General features: G+C 42.4%; 20 protein-coding genes and 2 pseudogenes. 18 read left to right on the top strand and 4 right to left on the bottom strand.

Going from position 1 to position 23,589, the window contains the following annotated elements; all coding sequences use genetic code 11:
- Positions 1 to 9: 9 nt before the first annotated feature.
- Positions 10 to 1,698: a [FeFe] hydrogenase, group A gene (locus tag DW904_RS05450; RefSeq protein WP_118578428.1), complete on the top strand. Its 1,689-nt coding sequence runs from the start codon at positions 10 to 12 to the stop codon at positions 1,696 to 1,698.
- A 283-nt stretch (positions 1,699 to 1,981) separates the two neighbouring features.
- Complete coding sequence (gene spoIVA, locus DW904_RS05445; RefSeq protein WP_118578427.1) at positions 1,982 to 3,451, top strand: stage IV sporulation protein A; 1,470 nt, start codon at positions 1,982 to 1,984, stop codon at positions 3,449 to 3,451.
- A 119-nt stretch (positions 3,452 to 3,570) separates the two neighbouring features.
- Here the strand turns inward: spoIVA and DW904_RS22765 are convergent, their stop codons facing one another.
- A complete protein-coding gene (locus DW904_RS22765) occupies positions 3,571 to 3,732 on the bottom strand; it encodes a hypothetical protein (protein WP_173773229.1) in 162 nt (53 codons plus the stop codon).
- A 174-nt stretch (positions 3,733 to 3,906) separates the two neighbouring features.
- Between DW904_RS22765 and DW904_RS05440 the strand changes: the two genes are divergently transcribed.
- The 12 genes and pseudogenes from DW904_RS05440 to DW904_RS05385 form a co-directional block, all read left to right on the top strand.
- Positions 3,907 to 4,932: a hypothetical protein gene (locus tag DW904_RS05440; RefSeq protein WP_202187674.1), complete on the top strand. Its 1,026-nt coding sequence runs from the start codon at positions 3,907 to 3,909 to the stop codon at positions 4,930 to 4,932.
- A 51-nt stretch (positions 4,933 to 4,983) separates the two neighbouring features.
- A complete protein-coding gene (locus tag DW904_RS05435; RefSeq protein ID WP_118578425.1) occupies positions 4,984 to 5,622 on the top strand; it encodes a hypothetical protein in 639 nt (212 codons plus the stop codon).
- A gap of 20 nt (positions 5,623 to 5,642) precedes the next feature.
- Positions 5,643 to 6,377: a transglutaminase domain-containing protein gene (locus DW904_RS05430; protein ID WP_226855308.1), complete on the top strand. Its 735-nt coding sequence runs from the start codon at positions 5,643 to 5,645 to the stop codon at positions 6,375 to 6,377.
- A gap of 55 nt (positions 6,378 to 6,432) precedes the next feature.
- The gene (locus tag DW904_RS05425) at positions 6,433 to 7,203 is read left to right on the top strand and encodes a hypothetical protein (protein WP_118578423.1); all 771 of its coding nucleotides are present in this window, start codon (positions 6,433 to 6,435) and stop codon (positions 7,201 to 7,203) included.
- A 117-nt stretch (positions 7,204 to 7,320) separates the two neighbouring features.
- Positions 7,321 to 8,832, top strand: a complete 1,512-nt coding sequence (locus DW904_RS05420; RefSeq protein WP_118578422.1) for an MBOAT family O-acyltransferase — start codon at positions 7,321 to 7,323, stop codon at positions 8,830 to 8,832.
- The gene (locus DW904_RS05415) at positions 8,819 to 9,793 is read left to right on the top strand and encodes a hypothetical protein (protein ID WP_118578421.1); all 975 of its coding nucleotides are present in this window, start codon (positions 8,819 to 8,821) and stop codon (positions 9,791 to 9,793) included. The genes DW904_RS05420 and DW904_RS05415 overlap by 14 nt, the downstream gene beginning before the upstream one ends.
- Positions 9,790 to 11,307 carry an amino acid adenylation domain-containing protein gene (locus DW904_RS05410; RefSeq protein ID WP_118578420.1) on the top strand — a complete coding sequence of 506 codons (1,518 nt, stop codon included), beginning with the start codon at positions 9,790 to 9,792 and terminating at the stop codon, positions 11,305 to 11,307. Before DW904_RS05415 ends, DW904_RS05410 begins: the two co-directional genes overlap by 4 nt.
- Positions 11,308 to 12,528: an alanine racemase gene (locus tag DW904_RS05405; protein ID WP_118578419.1), complete on the top strand. Its 1,221-nt coding sequence runs from the start codon at positions 11,308 to 11,310 to the stop codon at positions 12,526 to 12,528.
- Positions 12,512 to 12,736 carry an acyl carrier protein gene (locus DW904_RS05400; protein WP_118578418.1) on the top strand — a complete coding sequence of 75 codons (225 nt, stop codon included), beginning with the start codon at positions 12,512 to 12,514 and terminating at the stop codon, positions 12,734 to 12,736. Before DW904_RS05405 ends, DW904_RS05400 begins: the two co-directional genes overlap by 17 nt.
- 34 nt (positions 12,737 to 12,770) lie before the next feature.
- Positions 12,771 to 13,754, top strand: a complete 984-nt coding sequence (locus DW904_RS05395; RefSeq protein ID WP_118578417.1) for a transglutaminase domain-containing protein — start codon at positions 12,771 to 12,773, stop codon at positions 13,752 to 13,754.
- Positions 13,755 to 14,008: 254 nt separating this feature from the next.
- Complete coding sequence (locus tag DW904_RS05390) at positions 14,009 to 14,800, top strand: serine hydrolase (protein WP_118578416.1); 792 nt, start codon at positions 14,009 to 14,011, stop codon at positions 14,798 to 14,800.
- Between the two features lie 84 nt (positions 14,801 to 14,884).
- Positions 14,885 to 15,136: pseudogene (locus DW904_RS05385) on the top strand (serine hydrolase); the annotation flags it as partial.
- A gap of 21 nt (positions 15,137 to 15,157) precedes the next feature.
- Here the strand turns inward: DW904_RS05385 and DW904_RS05380 are convergent.
- Positions 15,158 to 15,826, bottom strand: a complete 669-nt coding sequence (locus DW904_RS05380) for a DUF6198 family protein (protein WP_118578414.1) — start codon at positions 15,824 to 15,826, stop codon at positions 15,158 to 15,160.
- A 151-nt stretch (positions 15,827 to 15,977) separates the two neighbouring features.
- Between DW904_RS05380 and DW904_RS05375 the strand changes: the two genes are divergently transcribed.
- Both DW904_RS05375 and eno read left to right on the top strand, forming a co-directional pair.
- Positions 15,978 to 16,307: a cupin domain-containing protein gene (locus tag DW904_RS05375; RefSeq protein WP_173769113.1), complete on the top strand. Its 330-nt coding sequence runs from the start codon at positions 15,978 to 15,980 to the stop codon at positions 16,305 to 16,307.
- Positions 16,308 to 16,519: 212 nt separating this feature from the next.
- Entirely contained in the window at positions 16,520 to 17,818 is a 1,299-nt protein-coding gene (eno, locus tag DW904_RS05370; protein WP_118578412.1) for a phosphopyruvate hydratase, read from the top strand.
- 228 nt (positions 17,819 to 18,046) lie between these two features.
- Here eno and DW904_RS05365 read toward each other — a convergent pair.
- Together DW904_RS05365 and DW904_RS05360 are read right to left on the bottom strand one after the other, a co-directional pair.
- Positions 18,047 to 19,422: pseudogene (locus DW904_RS05365) on the bottom strand (NCS2 family permease).
- A gap of 181 nt (positions 19,423 to 19,603) precedes the next feature.
- On the bottom strand, positions 19,604 to 20,890 hold the full coding sequence (locus DW904_RS05360; RefSeq protein ID WP_118578411.1) for a chloride channel protein: 1,287 nt from the start codon (positions 20,888 to 20,890) through the stop codon (positions 19,604 to 19,606).
- Between the two features lie 241 nt (positions 20,891 to 21,131).
- Between DW904_RS05360 and DW904_RS05355 the strand changes: the two genes are divergently transcribed.
- The gene (locus DW904_RS05355; RefSeq protein ID WP_118578410.1) at positions 21,132 to 21,968 is read left to right on the top strand and encodes a S8 family peptidase; all 837 of its coding nucleotides are present in this window, start codon (positions 21,132 to 21,134) and stop codon (positions 21,966 to 21,968) included.
- 176 nt (positions 21,969 to 22,144) lie between these two features.
- Positions 22,145 to 23,536, top strand: a complete 1,392-nt coding sequence (locus tag DW904_RS05350; RefSeq protein WP_118578409.1) for a 2-isopropylmalate synthase — start codon at positions 22,145 to 22,147, stop codon at positions 23,534 to 23,536.
- Positions 23,537 to 23,589 lie beyond the last annotated feature (53 nt).

The raw sequence follows: 23,589 nt of genomic DNA, 5'->3' as shown, positions 1-23,589 counted from the left end.
GGACAGATTATGGGTACAATGACGATTGACGGCAGAAAAGTCGAATTTACAGATGAAAAAAATGTCCTGACCGTAATCCGCAAGGCAGGCATTAATATTCCTACACTTTGTTATCACTCAGAGGTTTCCACTTTTGGAGCCTGTCGTCTGTGCACAGTAGAGGATGACAGAGGAAGAACCTTCGCTTCCTGTTCTGAGGAGCCAAGGGATGGAATGGTAATTTATACAAACTCAGGTAAGATCAAAAAATACAGGAAACTGATTGTGGAACTGCTTCTCGCAGCACATTGCCGTGACTGTACAACCTGTGTAAAGAGTGGAGAATGCGTGCTTCAGGAGCTGGCTCACCGTCTTGGAGTACATAACATCCGTTTTCAGAATACAAGAGAGCAGTATGAGATTGATGACAGTTCACCATCTCTGATCCGTGACCCGAACAAATGTATCCTCTGTGGTGACTGTGTCCGTGCCTGCGAGGAGCTTCAGGGAATCGGAGCATTGAACTTTGCATACCGTGGAACAGAGGCTATTGTAATTCCTGCGTTTAATAAGAAAATCGCAGAAACCCAGTGTGTAAACTGCGGACAGTGCCGTGTATATTGTCCGACAGGTGCCATTTCCATTAAGACGCATATGGATGAAGTCTGGGAAGCTCTTGCAGATCCTGATGTACGTGTAGTAGCACAGATTGCGCCGGCAGTTCGTGTTGCGGTAGGTGATCATTACAGCCTTCCGAAGGGACGGAGCGTAATGGGTAAGATTGTCAATGCACTCCACAGAATGGGATTTGACGAGATTTATGATACCACTTTCAGTGCCGATCTTACCATTATGGAAGAGTCCGCAGAGTTCTTAAAAAGAGTTGAGAAAGGGGAGAAGCTTCCGCTTCTGACATCCTGCTGTCCTGCTTGGGTGAAATTTATTACGGACCAGTATAAGGATTATATCCCGAATTTGTCTACCTGCAGATCCCCACAGGGAATGATGTCTGCAGTTATTAAAGAATACTTCCGTGATCCGGAGAATGCCAAGGGTAAAAAGACCGTTATGGTATCTATTATGCCATGTACAGCCAAGAAGGCTGAGGCAATCCGTCCGAACAGTTTTACCGATGAGAAACAGGATACAGATATTGTAATTACAACTACAGAGCTGCTGCGCATGATCGATAACTTTGGTCTTGATTTTGCACAGTTAGAGCCTGAAGCATGTGATATGCCATTTGGATTTGGCTCTGGCGGAGGTGTTATTTTTGGAGTTACCGGCGGTGTTACAGAGGCGGTTCTACGCCGCTTAAGCCCGGATCATTCCAAGGAGACCATGCGGGAGATTTCTGAGTGTGGTGTCCGTGGAGATGAAGGAATCAAAGAATTCACAGTTCCATACAAGGGAATGGATATCAATGTATGTGTGGCCAGTGGTCTTGCAAATGCAAGAACCGTTATGGAACGTGTAAAGAACGGCGAAGCAAACTATCATCTCATTGAAGTAATGGCATGCCGCCGTGGCTGTATTATGGGCGGTGGCCAGCCGGTACGGGCCGGTGACAGAACCAAAGCTGCAAGAGCGAAAGGTTTGTATAATGCCGACAATACAATGCTGATCAAGAAATCCGACGAGAACCCTATGGTTCTGGAACTGTATCAGGGACTGCTTAAAGGCAAAGAACACAAACTGCTCCATAATGATTTCTATTGATGCTGAAATATAGTAGCTGGACAGGCAATAATATGGTGCGCAAGAGCGCGCTTGAAAAGGCTCTTGAAAGCGGCTGCGTCAGCCACCGTAACCACCGCTACGCCTTCTTCCTCCGCCTTGCATATGAAGAGATCATCCTGCGTCAATATAGCAGAAACTTAATTTTCGATGTACAAGTATAATAAAAAGCCCGACTGCATATTATTTAGAGGAAGAGTATAAGCATTACGCTGTAAACAAATCTTGCAGACCTTTAAATAATCAGGCAGGAGGGCTTTTTTGTATGGAAAATTTTCAGGTTTACCGTGATATACAGGCCAGAACCGGAGGCGATATATACATAGGCGTTGTAGGCCCTGTCCGTACAGGAAAATCAACATTTATCCGCAGATTTATGGAACTGGTGGCTTTGCCCGGAATGGATGAAAAAATGCAGAAAGAGGTCAGGGACCAGCTTCCATTAAGTGGTTCCGGAAAAATGATCACAACTGTGGAACCCAAATTTATCCCAAAAGAAGCTGTATCAGTTGATCTTGGCGAAGACAGGAAGGCAAAAGTGCGGCTTATCGATTGTGTTGGTTTTCTTGTAAAGGATGCCGGAGGAAACGTTGAGGATGGTAAAGAGAGGATGGTAAAAACACCCTGGTTTTCCAGGGCAATCCCCTTTCATGAAGCTGCAAAAGCAGGAACAGAAAAGGTTATCCAGGAACATTCCACAATCGGTCTTGTGATTACCGCTGATGGAAGCTTTGGAGAAATAGCAAGGGAAAATTTTGTTCCGGCCGAGGAACAGACTGTGGCTGAATTGAAAACACAGGGAAAGCCATTTCTCATTGTAGTAAACTCTCAGTTTCCATATAAAGAGGAAACTACTCAGATGGTTAACGGGCTTCAGAAGAAGTACCAGGTACCAGTTGTTGCAGTTAACTGTGAGCAGTTGAAAAAAGAAGATGTCGCATTGCTCCTGGAAAAAATCTTATATGAATTTCCCATTGCCCAGCTGCAGTTTTTTATTCCCAAATGGGTGGAAATGCTGCCTGCAGACAGCGAATTGAAAAGCCAGATCCTTTCCCAGATCAAAGTGTGCATGAAGAAGCTTTTACACATTCGTGATGTTACTAGGGAATCGGTAAAACTGGAAGGTCCTTATGTACAGGATACTCTTCTGGATCACGTAGGTCTTTCTGATGGAACCATTCAGATACGGCTTCAGATAGATGATAAATATTACTATAAGATGCTTAGCGATATGAGTGGAATCCCCATGGAAAGTGAGTATGAGCTGATCCATACGATGAAGGAGCTTGCTGCAATGAAGGAAAAGTATGTAAAGGTTAAAGATGCCCTGGATGCAGTAAATAGCAGCGGTTACGGTGTAGTTGTACCAGAGCTTTCCCAGATTCAGCTGGAAGAGCCGGCTGTGATCCGCCAGGGAAATAAATATGGTGTGAAAATTAAATCAAAGAGTCCGTCTATTCATATGATCAAAGCAAATATTGAAACTGAAATTGCTCCGATCGTAGGTACGGAGCAGCAGGCAAAAGACTTGATCACTTATATTGGAGAAAGCGATGCAAGAGGAGAGAGCATCTGGGAGACGAATATTTTCGGGAAATCCATTGAACAGCTGGTACAGGATGGCATCCGCAGCAAGCTGACCATGATCGGAGAGGAAAGCCAGGTGAAGCTTCAGGATACCATGCAGAAAATCGTAAATGACAGTAAAGGCGGTCTTGTGTGTATTATCATATAGGTGTTTTATGAAAAAAGGCAGTATTGTTATAAGCACTGCCTTTTTTCATATATAAAAATACTTTATGGGTACTTACCAATATACGGAAAACTGTGGCGCTTCCCTTTCCTTATCAAAGATTATTTATATCCATGTTCTTTTTTCCAATGCGCCAGATATTCCACCTGTTCCTCGTCTGAAAGAAACTGTGAATAAGGATCATTTCCCGCCGCAACACAACAGAAAAGTACAAGCAGCTGCAACGCAAAAAATAAAACAATAAGTAAAATTACAGGCAACATAAAAACCTCCTTGTAAAGTTTATATAAAAGTCTTTACGAAAAAGTTAATTTTATACATTCTACGCTCTAAAAGTGGAAAATTATACTCGATTTTGTTATAATATGGAAAACTGCTTTTACAATTAAATAAAGTAATGCGATATAATGAGGTATCAAGTGGAAGGGGAGAATTATATGAAGAAGAGAGGTCGTGTGCTGATTTTGTTAATAACAGCTGCACTTGCTATTGAGCCCTTACAGCTGGTATATGCAGAGCCTGCAGTGGATAATCTGACAGGAACTGTTTCCCAGGAGACCGGAGCCGAGATAAGAGATGAGAATGAAAGTGCTCAGCCCGAGCCGAAACCTGGCTGGGTATCTGTGGAAAAGGGATACCAGTGGAGGCAGGAGGATGGTAGTTTCCTTCAGCAGTCTGGATGGGTTACGATCCAGGGTAAGAAATATTATCTTCAGAAAGGTGGTATTCGTTATTCCGGATGGCAGACCTTTAAGCAGAAGAAACGCTATTATTTATCTAACGGTGTCCTTGCCTCGAAACGATGGGTAAAGGATAATGGACAGTTTTACTATATACGTAAGAATGGTACGCCTGTACCAGCTGGCAGATGGTTGACAGTAAAAGGACGGAAATACTATATAGGCAAAAAGGGTTATCGTGTAACTGGTCTGAAGACTATCCATAATAAGAAATACTATTTTAATTCCAAGGGTGTTTTGATCAGGAATAAAATAAGCTATAAGATTAAAGGCAAAGAGTACGAGATCAATTCAGATGGTGTTGCAATAAGGGTTTCTTCTCTGAAAGCAGAATGTATGCGTAAGGCGAAAAAATTTGTTGAAAAGCATACCTCCCCTAATATGTCCAATAGTCAGAAGTTTAGAATCTGCTTTAACTATTTGATGGGATATACTGATTTTAAACCATGGATCAATCCTACAGATGCAGAGTTTAAGACTCAGACCTGGCCATATCAGTCGGCAATCTATATGTTCGATAATAATCTTGCCGGAAGCTGTTATGGAATTGCAAGTGCAGTAGCAGCATGTGCCAGGGTATTGAGCTATGAGCCTTATGTGATCGCCACTACAGGAGACCATGGATTCGTAATGATCGACGGATTATATTATGATAACATGGGACCACTGTTTGGTGCTTCTACACATTTCGCTTATTCAGTGCGATCAAAGGTGAAGTTTTAAGGCAGTCTGTCTGCTTTAAAAATATAATATTTATAAAAGGAGAATCAAGAAATGAGAAAATGGAAAAAATTACTTCTTCCAGCCATGTGTGCATTTATGCTCCAGATACCGGTAATTGTAAATGCCGAGGCTGTAGACAGCAGTAATAATGTGACATCTGCTGTTGAAACTCCGGTTGCTACTCCTACACCAGCACTTCTGGATGGTATCGTTAAGAAAGGCTCCAGGACTTATTTTTATAAGAATGGTGTGATGCAGAAGAATTGCTGGAGTCCAGACAAAAAGCAGTATTTTGGTAAGAATGGCGTTGCTTACGCTGCCCCGAAGGTATCTGGCTGTAAGAAGAATATTGTAGTAAAAAAGATTGGAAAGAAATACTACGGATTTGACAGAAATGGCTTTAAAGTGAAAAAAGGCGTATATGCAGATGCTAAGGGTACTCCTTACTACTTTGACAAGAAGGGTGTCCGTGTTGCCAAGAAAAGTAACCAGCTGAAGGCAGCAAGCAAGAACAAGGCAGATGGAGCAGTTCTTCGTAAGCTTCTTGGCAGACCTTCCAAAACCAAAACACTTTCCAGCTGTAATATAGGTATCAGTAAAGATCTTAAATTAACCTATGCTAACATTTTCGTACAGCTTGGAAAGAAGACAACTGGCGGCGAAATCGTATACGGCATTCAGGCACGATAAAATATCAGGAGAAGATAAGTATGAGAAAGTTTACTAAAACAATGGCAGCAGTGCTGTCCCTTACTATGACACTTACAATGGTTACCCCTGTATTTGCAGAGGGCGAAACCAACACAACACCAGCACAGACAACTGAGGTAGTTACCCCTACTCCAGCTCCGGCTCAGCCTCCGAAGAATGGACTGTTTGTAAATGAGGGTAAAACCTATTGCTATAAGAACGGCAAGCTGGTTAAGAATAAATATGGTTATAAAGTCAAAAAGAATTATTACCGCATCGACAAAAAAGGTGTTGCTACTTTAGTATCCACAGCAGAAGGACTGGCTGGTGCACGCCTTGATAAGTGTGGAGGAGACCTTAAGAAGGCTTTCAAGTGGAGTTCTACCAAGATTAAATATTGGGGTAGCGTAGGAAAACCGAAAAAAGGACAGAATCAGGTTGAATATTATGCAACCTACGGCTTTAAGAATGGTAAAGGCGACTGCTATGTTATGGCCGCAACCTTCTGTATGATGGCGAAGGTAAAAGGTCTTAAAAATGTGAAATTTGTAAAAGGCTCCGTACCTCAGGCCAATGGAAAAAATGGTGCACACGCATGGTGTGAGATTAAATTCGGAAAGACAAGATATGTATATGATCCGAACTTTGCATATTCCTTCCGCAATAATCCCAAAGCTCACAGCGGATACAAGTTTAAATATGGTACAAAGGGAACATACAGATATAATAAAGAGAAAACCAGAATAAGCTTCTGAATTAATTAATTTTATCTGATTACGGAAAAGAAAGACATAAGGAGAAATAATTATCATGAAGAAAAAATTATTAATGGCTTTATTAGCAGGAACATTAGCTGTAGCAGCTCCAGTAAGCTGTTTTGCCGCTGAGGAGACTACAGAGAGCTCAGATACAGCCGTAGTTGACGAAGCAGAGGAATCTGATGAAGCAGAGTCAGAAGATAAGGATGCTTCTGCGGAGAAAACGGATGAGTTAAAGACAGTCGGGGAGGAGAAAGAGGGATGCATTACATTCAAATTAAAAAACTCTACCTCCAGAAAGATTACAGGACTTGCAATCAAGACTGCTGATGAGACAGACTTTCCAGAAAATATGATGGAAGCGGATGATTTCTTTGAATTAAAAGAAAAAAAGAGAATCTATTTTTCTAAGAAAACTGCGGAGAATGCAGAAGAGAATACTGACGAGACCGCAGAGGATAAAGCTCCTACATATGATATGCGTATTACTTTTGAGGATGGAACAACAGCAGATGTTCACGGAATCGTTCTGGAGGATCTCAGAACACTTACGATACGTGAGAAGGACGGAATCGCATATGGTACTTATAAGCTGAAAAGCACAAAAGAAAAGAAGACTACCTACGATACAGAGAAAGCAATTGCTGATCAGGCCGCAGCAGATGCAGCAGCTCAGGCAGCAGCTTCCCAGCCGACTGAATCTTATGACACCAATGATTACTCCTATGATTACAGTGGAGAAGATTACAGCGGTGGTGATGACTACAGTGGTGATGACGATGGCGGCGGAGATGGCTGTCTGGATGATGGGCTTTTAAATTAAACTTTCATATAGTGATGTTGCCGGTAGGCAATGTATACGTTTAGAAACTATATACAGGACAGGGCTCTTGCACTGAGAAAAGCAGTGGAGAGCTCTTGTCCGATTTAGGAGAAAAATATGTCGTTAGTATCTAACCTGTTTTTACTTTTTGTGATGGCAAGTGTATTGGTCTACTATATAGTGCCTCGTAAATTTCAGTGGATCGTTCTTCTTATTTTCAGTTATATCTATTACATAGCAGGTGGTCCGCGTTATGTTGTCTTTATTCTTTTTTCCACCCTTGTCACCTGGCTGATGGCTCTTCTTATTGAAAAAACAGAAATAAATGGAAATCATAAGGGTGCCAGGAAACTTCTGATTCTTGGTCTGATTTTTAACTTTGGTATGCTTGGAATCGTCAAGTACACCAACTTTGCAGTAGAAAATATCAATGCATTGTTGCATTTGAATCTGAGAGGGATACAGCTATTGCTACCCCTTGGAATTTCCTTCTATACATTCCAGTCCTCAGGCTATCTTCTTGATGTATACTGGAAAAGATGCAAGGCAGAGAGACACCCGTTGAAATACGCATTGTTCGTATCCTTTTTCCCTCAGATTCTGCAGGGACCTATCGGCAGATATAGCCGCCTGGCAGATCAGCTTTATGCTGAACACAGGTTTGAGGGAAATAATATAATCAGAGGTTTTGAGCGGATTCTCTGGGGCTTTTTTAAGAAAATGATCCTTGCGGACTGGGCCGCTGTTTTTGCAGATGCTATTTTTGAAGATCCGGCAAAGTATAACGGGGTGGCACTTCTTGGAGTTTTGTTTTATACGATCCAGCTTTACGCAGATTTCTCTGGAGGAATGGATGTTGTGATCGGTATTGCCTCTATGTTTGGAATTGAACTGGATGAAAACTTCAAGCGCCCATTTTTTGCTGTATCTATCACGGATTTCTGGCATCGCTGGCATATCACTCTTGGAACCTGGATGAAGGATTATGTTTTTTACCCGGTGACCTTATCCGGCTGGATGGGTAAATTTGGAAAATGGGGCAAAAAGGTGTTTGGCAAGAAAATTGGCCGCACCCTTCCTATCTGCGTGGCCAATCTGATCGTATTCTTCGTTGTAGGCGTATGGCATGGCGCTGCGTGGAAATATATTGTATACGGTATGTATAATGGTATTATTATTGCCTTCAGCGGACTTATGGCAGAGAATTACCGTAAATGGAAAAAGAAGCTTCACATTTCCGGTAAGGAAACCTGGTATTATCTGTTCACTGTAATCCGTACTTTTGTATTGGTTGTGATCAGTATGTACTTTGATAGGGCAGACAGCGTTAGACAGGCATTTCATATGATGAAGCAGTCTATCACACAATTTGCTCCGGCCCAGCTGCTTTTGATCCCGGCAGGTAAACAGGGCACTTCTTTTACTCCATATGCGCTTGTGATCATAGTTGTTGGCTGTGTGATTTTATTTGTGATAAGTGTTCTTCAGGAACGTGGCGTAAAGATTCGGGAATCTCTTGCCAGGCTTCCTCTTCCTGTTACAGTTGCCATTTATTTCTGCATGCTGGTATCCATAGGTTTGTTCGGTTCCACAGCAGTAGTGAGAGGTTTTATTTATGCACAATTTTAAGAAAATTATAAAAACGATAGTAGTGGTTGCTGTGTGTGTGACGCTTCTTGCTGGATTGGATATGGCTCTTTATCCTTGTACCTTTATGAGAAATGACATTCATGCAGTGGTAAGTAACCAATATGATGACATTATTCTTGGAACATCCCATGGAATGACAGATATCGATCCGGCAGTGATGGAGGAAATCACAGGCAGAAGCGGTCATAATGTATGCGTAGGGGGAGAATATGGAATTGATGCCTATTATATTGCCAGACTGATTGCAGAGAAACAGAAGCCTGCAAGAATCATTTATGAGGTAGATCCGGGATATTTTGTTTCTGAGAAAGAAGAGGGAAATAACTATCTATTATTTTATCATGAGTTTCCATTTTCAAAAGCTAAGGTTGAATACTTCTGGAATTCTATTGCAAAATGCAATTTCCGCACTGTTTTGTTTCCCTGGTATGAGTATTCTCTTGGATATGAGCTTAGCAAGGTGAAAGAAACCTTCACTCAGAAATGGAATAAGGATTACGATATTGCCCATCTGAAAAGTGATACCCAGGAATACCACGAAAGCGGTCTTATAGAGAGGTATCCGGTGGATACTACCAAGCTGAAAATGAAGGATTTGAAGCTCTTTGAGGAAGAACAGGTAAACTCTCAGAATATGGAATATCTTGGACGGCTGATCGATTTTTGCAAGGAAAATGATATCCAGTTTGTCGCAGTAACTACGCCGATTCCTATTAATACCTTACAGGCATATAGTGATAACTATAATGCTGCATGGAAATACTTTGGACAGTATTTTGATGAGCATGAAGTAACATATCTGAACTTTAATACCCAGTATTTTAAAGCATTTTCCCATGATCTTTCAGACTATACGGATTTTGATGGTCATATGAATGGAAATGCTGCAAAGGAGTATTCTAAGGTTCTGGCTAATATTCTGAAAGGAGAGGGTGTATGATAACAAGTATTTTGGAATATCTTGAAAGTTCTGCTTCCAGATATCCGGACAAAACAGCATTTGCAGATCTTGACGCTACATGTACATTTGAGGAATTACGCCTCCGGGCAAGAAGAGTTGGGACTGCCCTTGCAGAACATTTTGCTCCGAGAAATCCGGTGCCGGTTTTTATGGAAAAAAGTGTGGATACCATAGGTATGTTTATGGGGGCTGTTTATGCTGGATGTTTCTATGTGCTTCTTGATACTAAGCAGCCGGCTGCAAGAATTTCGCAGATTCTGGATATTCTTGACAGTAATGTGATTGTTACTTCCAGTAAGTACCAGAAGGATCTGGAAAAGCTGGAATTTAAGGGAACAATTCTTCTTACTGAGGAACTGGAAAAAACACCAGAAGACAGTTTTGTTCTGAAGAGTATTCGAGATCAGGCATTAGATACAGATCCGCTTTACGGCATTTTTACATCGGGATCCACAGGAGTTCCAAAGGGTGTTGTTGTGGGGCATCGTTCTGTAATTGATTTTATTGACTGTTTTACAGAGCTGTTTCATATTACAGGCGAAGATGTAATGGGAAATCAGGCACCATGGGACTTTGATGTTTCTGTAAAGGATATTTATTCAGGCCTGAAAACCGGGGCCACTGTGCAGATCATTCCCAAACAGTATTTTTCTATTCCTAAGAATCTTCTTGATTTTCTGGTTGAGAGAGAGGTTACCACGATCGTATGGGCTGTGTCTGCTATGTGCATTATCAGTACCCTGAATGGTTTTACCTATAAGGTGCCAGACAAGATTAAAAAGGTTTTGTTCTCTGGAGAGGTTATGCCTATTAAGCATCTTAATATCTGGAGAAAATATCTTCCAGATACTATGTTTGTAAATATTTATGGTCCTACAGAGATTACCTGTAATTGTACATATTATATTGTTGACAGAGACTTTGAACCGGGAGATGTGCTTCCAATGGGGAAAGCCTTTCCTAACGAAAAAGTCTTCCTTCTGGATGAAGAAGATCATCTGGTTACAGAAAAGAGGATAAACGGTGAGATTTGTGTGGCAGGTAGTGCGCTTGCACTTGGCTATTATAGAAATCCTGAACAGACAAAGAAGGCATTTGTTCAGAACCCTTTGAATGACAGATATCTGGAGCCTATTTACCGTACAGGAGACCTTGCTTTCTACAATGAAAACGGGGAGCTTTGCTTCGCTACACGTAAGGACTTCCAGATTAAGCATATGGGACATAGAATTGAGCTTGGTGAGATTGAGACAGCAATGGATAAACTTCCTGAGATTCGAAGAAGTCTGTGTATTTACGATCAGGCAAAAAATAAAATCGTTGCTTTTTATGAGGGTGATATCGATCGTAAGCAGCTGTCACGTTCCCTTGTGAAATATGTACCAAACTTTATGGTGCCGAATGTATTTGTCCAAGTGGATACCATGCCTCTTACAAAGAATGGCAAGATTGACAGGAAAGAGCTGACAGCCAGATATCAGGAGGGAAGATAAATGGCGGATTATAATTTTTTGCAGAAATTTATAGAAGATAAGAATCCTACGCCTTCCTATGTATTTGATCTGGATGCTTTGGCTGTACATGTAAATAAGATTAAGGAGCTGCTTGTAGGAAAAGCAAGAGTCTGCTATGCTATGAAGGCCAATCCTTTTCTTACAAGACCAATGATGAAGCATGTAGATCTTTTCGAAGTATGCTCTCCGGGAGAATTTCGTATTTGTGAGCGTGTCTCTGTTCCAATGGAGAAAATCGTGCTTTCAGGTGTATATAAAAATCCTTCTGATATCCGATATGTACTTGAAACATACGGTGGAAAGGGTGTATATACAGTAGAATCTCTGGAGCATCTGAAGCATTTGCAGAGGATTGCGGGTGAACTGGGGCTGACTATTGATGTGCTGCTTCGTGTGACCAGTGGTAATCAGTTTGGTGTGGATGAAGAAGATATTCGCAAGATTATTTCCAGGAGACAGGAGTATACTGCACTTCACATTCTGGGACTTCAGTTCTATTCAGGTACTCAGAAGAAAAATCTTTCTCAGATGGAAAGGGAGCTTCAGAGTCTGGATGCCTTTCTGGGAGACCTTAAGAAGGATTATGGGTATCAGGCAGAGGAGCTTGAGTACGGACCAGGATTGTTTGCACCTTATTTTGTGAAGGATAAGGAGGAGTCTGTTGAGGAGCTTCTGGGTGGATTTGGAAGGCTTCTGGATAATCTTACCTTTGGGGGAAATGTAATACTGGAGATGGGACGATATCTTACCTATCTGTGTGGTTATTATATTACTTCTATCGTGGATATGAAGGTGAATCATGGTCTGAATTATGCTATTGTGGATGGCGGTATTAATCATCTGAATTATTATGGCCAGGCGATGGCTATGAAGCGGCCTCATTGTACACAGACCGATAATACGGGAAATATACGCATGGAGGGTGATGAGGAACAGTGGAATTTATGCGGTTCTCTTTGTACTGTAAGTGATGTGATCGTAAAGCTTTTTCCATTGAAAAAACCACAGATTAGTGATATGCTCATATTTGAACGTGTAGGTGCATATTCTGTGACAGAGGGGATTTATTTATTCCTGAGCAGACCGATGCCAAGAATTTATTTCTGGCATAAGGGAAATCTTACTTTGGTTCGGGAGGCATTACACACAGATGAATTTAATTCGGAAAGAGAGGAAATGAAAAATGGACAAATTAATTGAAATTCTTGAGGAAATCCAGCCAGATGCGGATTATGAAACCTGTGAGACACTGATCGATGATGGGATTCTTGATTCCTTCGCAATTTTATCTATTGTCAGTGAGCTTCAGGACGAGTTTGATATCACTATTACACCGGCTGATATCGTACCGGAGAACTTTAACTCAGCAGCAGCCCTTTGGGAGATGGTTTGCCGTCTGAAGGGCTGATTACAAGAGACTGATTTATTGGGAGAGAAAGAGTATGCGAAAGATAAGCAAATTTCTGGCAGTTATAGCAATCAGTATTATGGCTGTATGCGTACCTGCCCAGGCTTCTGAAATTACCCCAGAGGTGACTGCAGCTCCAACTGTGACTGCAGTTCCAGTTCAGCCTACGGCAGCACCGACTAGAAAGAAAGGCCTTGTAAAAGAAGGAAAGAAATATGTTTATTACGACAAAAAGGGTAATAAACTGAAAAATAAATGGAAAACCATTCACAAAAACCGTTACTATTTTGACGCGAACGGAAAGGCGGTTACAGGTGGGAAAAGAATTGGTAAATACATATATGTATTTAATCTGGAAGGCAAACTGATTCGTCCCACTAAGGCCAAAATTGTAAAAGTAGGAAAGACATCCTATTATGTAGACACAAAGGGTCATGCATATGTTGGATTCTTTAAACTTGGAAACCGTCTTTACCGGGGCGATGTAAAAGGTCGTCTTACCAAGAATAAAACAGTTTCCAATGTTACCTTTAACCGCAAGGGATATGCAGATAACGATGTAAATGCAAAGCTAAAAATAGAGCTTATGAATGTTATTTCCAGGATCACCAATCCGGGGATGAGTAAATCCCAGAAACTGTATGCCTGCTGGTGTTATCTTACCAGCAGCAGTAATTTCTACTATTCCGGCTACTGGCCAGACTTTAATAAAAAAGGCTGGCAGCGAGAGGTAGCATACAATATGCTGGTTTCAGGTGGCGGTGACTGTTATGGCTTTGCCTGCACCTTTGCTGCAATGGCAAGAGAGATTGGCTATAATCCTTATGTAGTTCTTGGACGTGTATCCGGTACCAGAGATGGTGCAGCAGATGGCCTTACCAGTCATGGCTGGGTCATTATTGACGGATGCTACTATGATCCGGAGGCACAGTTTGCAGGATGGTACAGAGGTGTATACGGAAGCGGCAGCTACGACATCAATCATCAGATTAAGAGCATTGTGAGATTTGCGTCATAATTGACGGATACGTCACATCGGCGAAATGTGAAGCATTTTGAAGAGGGCTTTGAATAATTAAATATCTGACATCATGTAGAGCGGAAGAGAAGATATGCATTATTTCTTTTCCGCTCTTTGCGTATACAAAAATTCATTAGGCTGCAACTTGATGAGAGCGTTCAGACAAATTTGTTAATAAATTGGGGTGTGCAGACGCGAAAATTACTTTCTGCATTAATTGTTTTGCATTGAAGTTACAGGGGAAAAGAAAAATGGGAAAGAGAATGGTAATACATAAATGGAAAGTCTGGGTTGTGCGAATTGCTTTTTCATGTGGACTTCTTATTATCTCACCAACATTACAGACAGAGGCTGCCACAAAGAACAGCTGGACAGTAAAAGTAAATAACGAGTACAAGGCTAAACTTGTAAAAAAGAAAGATCAATGGTATCTTCAGTCTACATCCATTCAGATGAAGAATAAGAAAGGGACGGAAAGAATCGCATATCTTTCAATTCCATCCAATGTGGGACTTGCCAGTGGTTATTATTATTTTTGGACAGATGGACGAATAGACAAAAGGAAAAAATTTCATGCTCTTGATACGAAAATTGGGACTACACGCTTTAAAGGCTCTTATTATTTTGGGAAAACAGCCGGACGGCTGAAACAGACGGCTGGTTGGATTGTGTTTAAGGGAAAGAAGCTCGCCCTGAACAAAAATGGAAAATTGTATACAAACCGCTGGTACAAAGGTTATTATCTGACGGAGCATGGCACAATTGCCACAAACCGCAAGATTTCCGGCACCTTGTATGTAGATGCAGAAGGGAAAAAATGCGCGAAGGAAGAGGTAAAGTTAAGCAAACTGAGAATAAAAATAAATGAAAAACTGAAAGGATACAGTGGGAACTGGTCTGTTTATGTGAAAGATTTAAAAACAGGAGATGTCCTTTCCATAAATGAGACCAGCATGTATCCGGCAAGTGTGATCAAGCTTTTTGTGATGGAAGCTGTTTATGCCGGTGCTGCAGAGAAAAAATCAGTCTTAACAGCTATGTGAACGGTCTTTTGGACAGCATGATAACAACCAGTGACAATGAGAGCTACAATGAGTTGGTTCGGACTGTAGGACAGGGCAGTTTCGCGTAAGTATTCGAACCAGATGCTAAATCTTCTGCTGGCGCAGGAAAGGCGGTATAAAATTCCTGCAGGTCTCCCCTCAGGCGTTAAGTCTGGAAATAAGACCGGGGAGACAGACAGCTATCAGCATGATGCGGCGATTGTATATGGAAAAAAGACAGATTATGTGATTGTTGTGTTTGCACAAGTTGGCGAATATACAGGAATTAATGGGATAAAGGAAATATCCGGTATGGTATATGAGCGCCTGAATTAAATTAGTATGTATAAAATCCTGCTATTTCGCAAGAAACGAGGTAAAGTCCATATGTTTATCCAACCAGTTCCCTGCGATTCCGACGCCTTTTCCCATAGTAAAGGCGGCTACAACGGTACCAATTCCAAGTCCTTTGATATGCCCGAGACCGAATCCGGTGAGGGCAGCAGTGATAATCAGGCAGATTACATCGAAGCTGATCTTGATTTTTGGATATGCCACAGAAGTGATCTGGGACAGTTCCCTTGGGAAAAGGTCAGTAGGGACAATAGGCATTTTGCAGCGGTTGGAAATAGCGATTCCAATACAGATCAAAATGTAGCTTGCAATAAAATAAAAAATTCTCCAGCCAATTGCTGTAGGAAGAACATTTATCCATAATTCATGTACATCAAGCAGCTCCCCGAAAACGAATCCTACTACGAAGCTGAATAGATACTGGACTACGAATTTTTTCCGCAGGATCATCAGCGCCAGTACCAGAAGTCCCTGAAATATGTAGGTCCATGTTCCAAGGCTTATCTTCGGAAAGACGCAGGAAAAAGCGTAGGGAACACTGGAAATAGCGGAAATTCCTGTCCCGGAATAGAGCATAAGGACAACGCCGAAGCTGTTGATGGCAACCGCAAGAAGAAGTGCAAGCTCTCCCCGGTAGATTGGGAGAGATTTTTGTGTAGTTTGTGTATTCAAGTGAAAAGCCTCCTGTCATGTTGATTCTTGCATATTATACTACGGATGTGAAAAAATGCAATAAAAAACAGATTTGTTGTTATAATAACTGAATATCACGAAAATTTATAGTATAGTTACGAAAAATAGTTATAGCAGGAGGCTTTTTATCATGGATAAGATGAAAAATATAAGTAAAGCAGAAGTGCTGGTATTAAAGGACCAGGTAGCTTACCAGGAGGGACAGGTTGTGAGCCGCACACTTGCACAGAATGCGGCAGTGAGTGTTACCCTTTTCTCATTTGATAAAGGGGAGGAGATCAGTACACATGAGTCTGGCGGAGATGCATTTGTTACCTGTCTGGATGGTGTGGGGGAAATCACTATTGATGGTGTGAAGTACGAATTACATGAAGGTGAGTCTATTGTAATGCCTGCGAAGCATCCTCACGCAGTTATGGGAAAAGAGAAATTTAAAATGCTTCTTGTGGTAATTTTCTAGAGTATTTTTCAAATACGCTTTAGAACAGACAACTACTGAAAAATATTATCATGTAATCTTCTTGCAATCCCATGATGGTTAGTGTATACTAATCAATATAGTTAGGAATAGCTAACCTAACAGTGTAAATCATTTGGACTCCTTTATTATGGCAGAAAGACCGCTGGCATAATAAAAGGAGTTCCTTTGAAAATGAAAGGAGTATACATACCATGGATTACTTAGAAATTGAGAAAGTTATTGGAAGAGAAATTATGGATTCCAGAGGAAATCCCACAGTAGAAGCGGAGGTTTATCTGGTAGATGGAACTATCGGCAGGGGAGCTGCTCCCAGCGGTGCTTCTACAGGCGAATTTGAGGCTCTGGAGCTTAGAGATAATGATAAGGGCAGATACCTTGGAAAAGGTGTTACAAAGGCTGTAGAGAACATTAATACATCCATCAACGACACAATCTCAGGAATGGATGCATCCGATATTTATGCAATTGACAAGGCGATGATCAAAGCTGACGGAACCAAGGACAAATCAAACTTTGGTGCAAATGCAATCCTGGCTGTTTCCATCGCATGCTGCCGTGCAGCTGCAACATCCCTTGATATCCCGCTTTATCGTTTCCTCGGTGGTATTTCCGGAAACCGTATGCCAGTACCGATGATGAACATTGTAAACGGCGGCTGCCATGCACTTTCCTCAGGACTTGATGTGCAGGAGTTCATGATCATGCCAGTTGGAGCACCAAGCTTCAAAGAGTGCTTAAGATGGTGTGCAGAAGTTTTCCATGCTCTTGCAGCTATTCTGAAATCAAGAGGACTTGCAACCTCTGTTGGTGATGAGGGTGGTTTTGCACCAGCTCTGAAATCTGACGAAGAAGCAATTGAGACAATTCTTGAGGCTGTTAAGAATGCAGGCTATGAGCCAGGAAAAGATTTTATGATCGCTATGGACGCAGCTTCTTCTGAGTGGAAGACTGGTAAACTTGGCGAGTACAAGCTTCCAAAGGCCGGCACTGTTTACACATCTGACGAGCTGATCGACCACTGGAAAAAGCTGGTTGACAAGTATCCGATCATCTCCATCGAGGATGCGCTTGATGAGGAAGACTGGGAAGGATGGAAGAAGCTTACCAAAGAACTGGGAGATAAAGTGCAGTTGGTAGGTGATGACCTGTTTGTAACAAATACAGAGAGACTTTCCAAAGGTATTTCTCTTGGATGCGGCAATTCCATCCTAATCAAGCTGAACCAGATCGGATCTGTATCAGAGACTCTTGAGGCAATCAAGATGGCTCATAAGGCTGGCTATACAGCAATTTCTTCCCATCGTTCAGGTGAGACAGAGGATACTACGATTGCTGACCTTGCAGTAGCATTAAATACCTGCCAGATCAAGACCGGTGCTCCGTCCAGAACAGAGCGTGTTGCAAAATACAATCAGCTGCTCCGCATCGAGGAAGAGCTTGGAGATGCAGCAGTATATCCGGGAATGAGCGCATTCAATGTAAAACGCTAATGTTCCGCGAAGCGGTTACTGACTGCAAAGTGAACAGTAACAGATTTACGAGATGATTTCACAGATGTAATCTACCTTATACCCCCTTAAGTAGTGTTATAGAAAGATTCCCCTGCCAGGAAAGCGTGGTTCCATGGCAGGGGGATTTTTAGGATTATTTATTGCGATTTACAGGTGATGTTCCGTGAATAATGTTACTGCAAACCGTACAATTATTTCATTCTGTTTTTACAGGAACACATATTTCAGAACAAAGATAACAGCCAGTGCATACATAAGCGGACTGATCTTTTTGTCCTTAGCTTTTCCGGTACAGACATTGATTATAACATAAGAGATAACACCAAGTGCAATACCTCGGAAATGCTGTACAGGAACGGCATTGCAATGATTGCGATAAATGCCGGAATCGCTTCTGTAAGGTCGTCAAAGTCGATCTTGGTAACAGAGGTCAGCATAAGGAATCCAACCACGATCAGAGCCGGAGCTGTGGCGAAGGAAGGAATCGCCAGGAAGATCGGGGAAAGGAACAGGGAAAGTGCGAACAAAATAGCGGAAACAAGTGAAGTAAGACCTGTACGTCCGCCCTCTGCAACACCGGAAGCGCTCTCAACAAATGTGGTAACAGTAGAAGTACCGCACATAGCACCTACAGTAGTACCAACAGCATCGGAAAGAAGAGCACCTTTGATTTTTGGAAGCTTACCGTCTTTGTCCAGCATGTCTGCCTTGGAAGCAACACCGATCAGAGTTCCCAGAGTATCAAACATATCTACAAATAAGAATGCAAACATGATAACGATAAAGTCAAGTGAGAAAACTCCTGCGAAATCCATTTTCATAAAGGTAGGAGCCATACTCGGTACGGAAATTCCATTGGAAAAATCCGGGAGAAGACTGTAGAAACCTGCATCCGGATTTGGAACATAAAGCCCCACAAACTGACAGAGGATTCCAAGCGCCCATGTAATAAGGATGCCCCACAGGATACCGCCTTTTACATTCTTTACAAGAAGAATGCCGGTAACCAGTACGCCAATCAGGGCAAGAAGAACAGTGATTCCAAGATAATTGAAAGAACCATCTGACATGGAGCCCTTAAAGGAGAACATGCTTACCAGTGTGGAATCATTGTTTACAACGATCTTTGCATTCTGCAGACCAATAAATGCGATGAAAAGGCCAATTCCAACAGAAACTGCGTGTTTCAGTGTCATAGGAATGGAGTTAAAGATTGCTTCACGTACATTGGTAAGGGAAAGCAGGATAAAGATGATACCTTCCACAAATACAGCAACCAGAGCCTGCTGCCAGGAATAACCCATTCCAAGAACTACGGTATATGCAAAGTATGCATTCAGTCCCATACCGGGTGCCAGGACAAACGGGTAATTGGATAACAGTGCCATCAGGCAGGTTGCAATGAAGGATGAAAGTGCAGTAGCAGTAAAGACTGCACCGCGGTCCATTCCGGCAGCAGAAAGGATGTTGGGATTGACAGCGAGGATGTAAGCCATGGTCATGAATGTGGTAATACCGGCCATGATTTCGGTCTTCACGTCAGTGTGGTTTTCCTTCAGGTGAAAAAGTTTTTCAAGGTTCATAAATGTACCCCCTTCTTTTTACGGCAGCTTGTGTGCCGGTTTTTATATTTTACAGGAATGTTTTGGATGTTGCTTTGCCACGCCCGCAACGCGGATTCCTGCAAATTTCAGGTAGTAAACATTTGACAGAGGATGGAGTTTCGAAAAAAATCTCTGCAAAATGAACACGCTCTAGGGCTTGTCACATCTTTGTGTGTTTGTTTATATATTTGGCTTTGTATTTAGAATATACAATTGTCTGATCTTTATACAGTCCATAATATCCGGAAGCCGCATAGCTGATAGAAACGGCGATCAGATAGAAGGACACTCCCTTAAAGCCAAACATTTCAAAGGCAATCAGAATAGAAGTAATCGGGCAGTTCGTCACACCACAGAAAACAGCCGCCATTCCGCAGGCTGCGCAAAGGGAGGGAGAAAGCCCTATCAGCTGTCCTGCCATGCATCCGAAAGTGGCGCCTACGCAGAAAGACGGAACGATTTCGCCTCCGCGAAAACCAGCCTTCATAGTCAGTGCGGTAAGGAGCATTTTCCAGAAGAAAGCCATATAATCGGTGTCTCCGGTCTCCACTGCTTTCTCAATAAGCTCAGCACCGGCTCCCATGTAATCCGTAGTTCCAAGAATCAGTGTAATAAAAATAACCAGAACGGCACCGGCCACTACCCGTGCATATTTATTAGAAAAAAACCGGCCGTAGAATCTGGCTGTCTCATTTAAAATAATACAGAAGACAATACTGATCACTGCACATCCAAGGGCTACCACGCTCATTTTCAGCCCTGTTTCCAGGGAAAGTGCAGGAATATTTACTACGTGAAAAGCTTCTGGCGTAACGCCCATACCAGCCGCAAAACGGGATGCGATCAAAGATGCGATCATACAAGGCATAAGAGCTGTATAATACATAACCCCTACACTGACCACTTCCAAGGAAAAAACAGCTGCAGCCATTGGTGTGCCAAATAGTGCAGAGAAAGCAGCACTCATACCACACATAACGATCACATGACGGTCTTCCTCATCAAGATGGATCCATCTGCCAAGAAGATTGGCAATGCTGCCACCAAGCTGAATAGCTGCACCCTCACGTCCTGCTGAACCACCGGCAAGATGTGTCAATGCAGTCGAAATAAAAATCAGCGGACCAGATCTCCAGGGCACATCATCCTGGGAACGGACTGTAGAAAGGACTTGATTCGTGCCGCCATCGTCTTTTCCGAATTTCTCATAAAGAAATACGATGCAAAGTCCGAACAGGGGCAGGAGAAAAAAGGTCCACAGATGTGCCTTGCGGTAACCGGTCACTGCCTTCAGCACAAAAGAAAACAAAGTACTGAAAGCTCCCGCTATACATCCTACCACCACTGCCAGAAGCAGCCACTTAAGCAGGTTCCCCATGTCACGTCTGATAGCTCCGGAGTAATAGTGAAATTTGTCCTCCGGAGTCTGCCTGTTGTCTTTTTCCATATTATTTTCGTCCTCTCATGTATAGTTGTGACTTACTACATTTTGTCACTTGAAATAATTGTTTGATATTACTGGAAAATTCCTTTTATAAATACGAATTTATGCGTATTTTCATTATACTATATACGCTCAGAAAAAGCGACAAAAATTTTTGAGAATTTCAAAAATTGTCTATAATTTTAAAGCAGATTGGAAAATGGAAACATAATTTATTATAAGTTTCTTTTTATCGGGGAAAATAATGGAAAAATCCTTTTATACCGGAAAAGGAATCGGTGTGTGTATTCTGGATACCGGGATTTATGAGCATATAGATTTTACTGGCAGGATCTGGGCTTTTTATGATTTCCTGGCTTTTAAAAGGCGGCCTTATGACGATAATGGACATGGCACCCATGTAGCCGGACTGGTGGCAGGAGATGGCACTGCTTCCATGGGAAAATACAGAGGCGCAGCACCTGGCTGCGGAATCATTGCCCTGAAAGTGCTTGACCGTTATGGAAATGGAAGCCAGGATGACGTGCTTCGGGCTCTTCGGTGGATTCGGGAATACAGGCAGCAGTACAGGATCCGGGTGGTAAATATTTCTGTGGGAACTACCTGTAACTCAAAAAGAAACCATGCCAGGCTTCTGGAAAGTGTGGAGCAGCTGTGGGATGAAGGAGTGGTAGTGGTCACAGCTGCCGGAAACCAGGGACCAAGGCCGGGCAGTATCACAGCTCCGGGAAGCAGCAAAAAAGTGATCACAGTGGGCTCCAGCGATTTGTTGGAAGGGCGCAGTGCTATTTCAGGGAGAGGACCAACGGCGGAATGCGTGTGCAAGCCGGATATTGTGGCGCCTGGAAATAAGATCATGTCCTGCGTGCCTGGAAAACCTTATTCTTATGGTGTGAAAAGCGGCACCTCTATGTCTACGCCTCTGGTGACAGGTGCTATTGCTTGTGCTTTGGAAAAAAATCCTGCACTTACCAATACGGATATCAAAACTATGCTGATGAATAGCGCAGAGGATATGGGACTGCCTCAAAACCTGCAAGGGTGGGGGAAATTTAACCGCAGAAAGTTTCTGAAAATGTAAAAGCAGCCAATTGTGTGAAAAGGATTTCTGCTTAAGTGATTTGAAGAAATGTACGAAAAAGAATACACAAACTTTGATAAAGAATTATCACTTTACAGTATAAAAGCACTTGACGAAGTCGCTTTAAGTGAGTAAAATGGACAGCAAGAGTTCCAAGAGATGAGGAGGAAATATCTATGGAAAACAGACGTGTTTCTATGAATCGCCACACAAACCTGCTTCAGTTAGAGGAGCATATGTATCCGCTTGTGGATGTTGCAACTCCCAATGTATTCCGAAATCTTTTTCCATATTCTGAAGTACCGAAGATTGCATTCAACGACCGAGTCGTTCCACATCATATGCCAGATGACATCTGGATCACCGACACGACATTCCGTGATGGCCAGCAGTCCAGAGCACCATACAGCACTGAGCAGATCGTAAGGATTTATGATTACCTTCATAAGCTGGGCGGACCGGAAGGAAGGATTCGTGCTTCTGAATTTTTCCTTTACAGTAAGAAAGACCGTGATGCTGTTGAGAAATGTATGGAGAGAGGCTATGAGTTCCCTGAGGTTACCAGCTGGATCCGTGCAAATAAGAAGGACTTCCAGCTTGTCCGCGATATGGGTATGAGAGAGACCGGTATCCTGGTAAGCTGTTCCGATTATCATATTTTTTATAAGATGAAAATGACACGTAAACAGGCGATGGAGCATTATTTAAGCATTGTAAAAGAATGTCTGGAAATCGGTGTTTCTGTCCGTTGCCATCTTGAAGACATTACACGAGCTGATATTTATGGCTATGTTATCCCATTCTGCCTTGAGCTGATGAAGCTTCGCCAGCAGTACGGCATTCCGGTTAAGGTTCGCTGCTGTGATACCATGGGCTACGGTGTTAACTATCCTGGTGCCGTGATCCCTCGTTCTGTACCTGGTATTATTTATGGTATTATGGTTCATGCAGGCGTTCCTTCTGAACTGATCGAGTGGCATGGACATAACGACTTCTATAAGGCAGTCAGCAACTCCACAACAGCATGGCTGTATGGTGCGTGTGGTGTTAATACTTCTTTGTTTGGTATCGGAGAGCGTACCGGAAATACACCTCTTGAGGCAATGGTATTTGAATATGCACAGCTTCGCGGAAACCTTGGTGGTATGGATACAACGGTTATCACAGAGCTTGCTGAGTACTATGAGAAAGAGATTGGCTACCACATACCGGAAAGAACTCCCTTCGTTGGAAAGAACTTCAATGTAACAAGAGCTGGTATCCACGCCGACGGACTTCTGAAAAATGAGGAAATCTATAATGTATTTGATACCGAGAAATTCCTGAACCGCCCGGTTGAGGTTGCCGTTTCCAATACTTCCGGAGCTGCCGGAATCGCACACTGGATCGACAGCCATTATCGCCTGAAGGGCGACCAGAAGGTTGATAAGAACAGCGAGCTTGTAAAGATGATCAAGTCCTGGGTTGACCAGCAGTATGAGGATGGCCGTGTTACTGTGCTTTGTGATACAGAACTTGAAGCAATTGTAGCAGAGACTTGCCAGAGACTTGGAATTACGTTAAAATAGGGTTGCTGCGGACATAGTTCACAGTTACCACAAAACATATACTAGGAGGTAAT

The organism is Ruminococcus sp. AM42-11, from assembly GCF_003480145.1.
GTDB lineage: Bacteria > Bacillota > Clostridia > Lachnospirales > Lachnospiraceae > Blautia_A > Blautia_A faecis.
Note: the sequence above shows the minus strand (reverse complement) of the source record. Positions and strands in the feature narration are given on the sequence as shown.